Source organism: Streptomyces sp. Ncost-T10-10d, from assembly GCF_900091955.1.
Lineage (GTDB): Bacteria > Actinomycetota > Actinomycetes > Streptomycetales > Streptomycetaceae > Streptomyces.
Genome location: NZ_FMDF01000239.1, coordinates 1 through 3387 on the forward strand (window position 1 = coordinate 1; position 3387 = coordinate 3387).

At 67.6% G+C, this 3387-nt stretch carries 5 protein-coding genes; 3 read left to right on the plus strand and 2 right to left on the minus strand.

Features of this window, described 5'->3' with window-relative positions:
- Nucleotides 1–196: 196 nt before the first annotated feature.
- A complete protein-coding gene (locus GA0115254_RS42715) occupies nt 197–745 on the minus strand; it encodes a GNAT family N-acetyltransferase (protein WP_370741035.1) in 549 nt (182 codons plus the stop codon).
- Between the two features lie 42 nt (nt 746–787).
- Here GA0115254_RS42715 and GA0115254_RS42720 point away from each other — a divergent pair, with 42 nt between their 5' ends.
- Both GA0115254_RS42720 and GA0115254_RS42725 read left to right on the plus strand, forming a co-directional pair.
- Nucleotides 788–1708, plus strand: coding sequence for a LysR family transcriptional regulator (locus GA0115254_RS42720; protein WP_093900633.1), 921 nt, complete (start codon nt 788–790; stop codon nt 1706–1708).
- A 183-nt stretch (nt 1709–1891) separates the two neighbouring features.
- Nucleotides 1892–2176 carry a DUF6247 family protein gene (locus tag GA0115254_RS42725; RefSeq protein WP_093900634.1) on the plus strand — a complete coding sequence of 95 codons (285 nt, stop codon included), beginning with the start codon at nt 1892–1894 and terminating at the stop codon, nt 2174–2176.
- Here GA0115254_RS42725 and GA0115254_RS42730 read toward each other — a convergent pair.
- Entirely contained in the window at nt 2136–2846 is a 711-nt protein-coding gene (locus tag GA0115254_RS42730; RefSeq protein WP_256103115.1) for an MBL fold metallo-hydrolase, read from the minus strand. The two genes, GA0115254_RS42725 and GA0115254_RS42730, sit on opposite strands and share 41 nt — an antisense overlap.
- A gap of 47 nt (nt 2847–2893) precedes the next feature.
- On the opposite strand from GA0115254_RS42730, the gene GA0115254_RS42735 reads away from it, so the two are divergent.
- Nucleotides 2894–3292, plus strand: coding sequence for an IS3 family transposase (locus GA0115254_RS42735; RefSeq protein WP_093900635.1), 399 nt, complete (start codon nt 2894–2896; stop codon nt 3290–3292).
- The last annotated feature ends 95 nt before the right edge of the window (nt 3293–3387 follow it).

Below are 3387 nucleotides of genomic sequence, written 5' to 3' on the forward strand. Positions count from 1 at the left end.
CTGCAAGGCGGAGGATTGAGACAGATGGGGTCTCCCCTGCTCGAGCGCAGCCGAGAGCTTGGGGAAGGAGCCATGGTGATTGACGACAACGCGGCAGATGCGCGTGCCCAGCCCCGCGACGCCGCCCCCCATTTGCCGGTCGGTCTTAGCGAAGGCGGCCGCGGTTCGAGGCAGACTGCGAGCTCCGGGCGGGGCGTCACTTCAGTTCCATGAGGATGTCGGCGCGAGCGTAATAGTCGGCCACCGGGAGACGGTTGCGGGTGATCCTGACGAACCCGGCTTCCTCGTACAGCTGGATGGCGGGAGCCAGCTTGCCGTTCGTGCCGAGGAACAGTCGGACCGCACCAAGCGCCTGGGCACGGCCGATCGCTGCGGCGATGAGTTGGCGGCCGATCCCGCGTCCTTGCGCGGCCGGTGCCACGGCCATCTTCGCCAGCTCGAACACGGCGTCCGGGTAGGCCAAAAGTGCGACGCACCCCACAACGGCGCCGCTGCCCTGCTCGCGCGCCAGGAGCACATCACCGCCCGGGCCCACGATGCGGCCGAGCGGATCTCCGAGAACCGCCCGGTCCTCTTCCTGCAGGGTGAACAGGCGGGAGATCCACTCCTCGTTCAACGCGCGGAACGCGTCGGCATCACTTTGTGAGGCGATCGAGGAGACCACGGTGGGAGCAGGGGTGTACGGCATGAGGCGGGTTTCCCTTCGGGTGTAGCTTCCCGCTAGCCTCCGGCCCCACTCACCCATATGTCCAATACAAGCAGTAGCCCATATCAATAAGCTTGAACTATGGATCAGCGAATCGAGCTCCGCCACCTGCGGTACTTTCTGGCTGTGGCCGAGGAACTCCACTTCGGCCGTGCCGCCCAGCGGCTGAACATCGCTCAGCCCGCCCTGTCCCAGCAGATCAAGCAGCTCGAGAAGATCGTCGGTGTTGAGCTGTTCCGGCGGACCTCTCGAAGCGTCCGCCTCACAGACGCGGGAGCAACGTTCCAGCCACGGGCCAGGGACCTCCTGGGCCGTCTGGCGGCCGATCTCGACGAGGCCGGCCGTGTCGGGCGCGGCGAGGCCGGTCGCCTGGATGTCGCCTTCATCAGCTCCGCCGCCGCGATCGTCAGCGAACGGCTCCGTGAATTCTCCCGCTGCCGCCCAGACGTCCAGGTCAAACTGCACGACGGCTTCACCGTCGATGTCCTGGCGGCCCTGGAGCGGGGCACGGCCGACATCGGGATCGTGCGTGATGCCGAGGAGCGAGACGACATCGACCTTTCCCTGCTGACAACGGAACGGTTTGTCGCCGTCATCCCCACAGAGCACCCCGCCGCAAGGGCTGATCATGTGGAAGCAACGGCGCTGGCCGCTGACCCGCTGATCCTGTTCCCGCGTTCAGCAGGAACCCACGCGTTCGACGTGAACACACAGCCGTTGCGGGACGCCGGCATCGACGTCCAGGTCGCGCAAGAGTGCTCGAACTGGCACACCATCATCATGTTCGTCGCCGCCGGCCTTGGCGTCACCATCGCCCCCTACAGCATCACGGCACTGCTCCCCGCGGGCGCCCAACGTCTTGAACTCGACGGACCTCCCACAATGAGCCGGATCTTCATGGCCACGCGCCGAGGCGACAAGCGTCCCCTCGTACAAGCCTTCATCGCAGCATCTGAGTCCGTGACAGGTCGTGGCCACGACCGGACGACGAGTCCACGTTGACCTGCCGAGCGAGCGCCTCCAAGTGCAAGGGCCGCTTGAAGGCGTGCCGTGCGTAACCTCATCCCCGCGCGAGATCGAGCTCACCCAACACGCGGGCCGGGTCACCGCGGCGGGCTTGGAAGCGGCCATGGAGCTGACCCGCCCGGCCGTCCAGCGCTGGTTCCACGCGCTCAGCGGGCCGACATGCCGTCGACCGTCCCCACCCCGCCGTACACGCCCGTACTCGGTGCCCCCGCCGAACTACTCGCCCAGCTGCGCGGCGCCCCGCCGCGCGGCGCAGTGGTATCGGCCTTCGGTTGGGAGTGGGCAACGGCTCCGGCAAAGTCCCGCCACACCTTCTCCCTCACCACGCTGTACGAGGTCATCCAGATCCGACAGGCCCGCCTCGCCTCCGCACCGGCAGCCGACGTGTTCCTCGCCTCCGGCGCTACGCGGCGACGAAGCGACGGTTGCCGTCGGCCGCGATGATCCGTCCGAAGCGCATACCGGGAAAGTGCGCGGCGACGAGCAGATCGTGGGTGTCCGCGGCCTCGTCCGCGATGCGATTGCGCACAGCCGATGCGGCGGCCGGGTCGACGTCCCAGATCACCTCCCAGTCCCGCTCGCTGAACTGGACGACCGAGTGCACCACGTCGCCGAGCAGCACGGCACGGCGGCCGGCGGAGGAGACCACGTACACCGTCGAGCCGGGCGTGTGGCCGGGCACGTGGAGGGCATCGATGCCGGGCGCCACCGTGAAGTCGGCGTCGAACAACTCCACGCGTGTGCCGAGTGGTGTGAGCTTCTCGATCGCGCCGGGCTGCGCGTTCTCGCCAGTGACGAAGTACTCCCAGTCGGCCCGGTGCGCACGGTAGGTGGCCTCGGGGAACACGGCGACACCGTCGTGCGTGGCCCAGCCGATGTGGTCGAAATGCAGGTGCGTGAAAACTACGTCGGTCACGTCGGCCGGACCGATCCCGTGGGCGGCCAGGGAGGAAAGCAGGTCTCCTCCGGCGTACTTGCCGTCATCGAACGCGCCCACGCCGGCGTCGACCAGAACTGTCCGGTCGCCCGAGCGCACGCAGAAGCCGCCCAGGGGCAACCGCAGGCTGCCGTCCGCTTCCCGGTGCTCGGTGTGGCAGGCCCACGGGTCGTCCACACCAGGACGGGACAGGATGTCCGCCGCGACCTCGACCCCCACACTCGATGGCCGACCACCATCGCGCTGAACTTGTCGTCGACGCCCTGGACATGGCTGCCGCACTGGGCCGCCTGGAACCCGGCTGCGTGATCCAAAGCGACCGGGGATCGGAGTACACCTCCGGACAACTACGCTACACAATCGGCAAGTTGGGACACCGGCAGAGCGTGGGCCGGGCCGGGAGCTGCTTCGACAACGCCGCCGCGAAGAGCTTCTGGGCGGTACTCAAAGAGGAGATCGGCACCCGCTTCTGGCCCGACCGGGCCACCGCCCGCGCCGACATCTTCGACTTCATCGAGACCTTCTACAACAGACGCCGCCTGCGCAAGCACACCCACTGTGGCTACCTCACACCCCACGAAACACGCCTGCGCTACCGGCAAGACCAAGCCCTCGCGGCGTAACAACAGCGTGCCCAAGATCACGGGGAAACTTCACACTCTGGTTCCGGGCTCTGGAAAGGTCCGGATGCGGGCGTACGCACATGTGGCAGGAACCC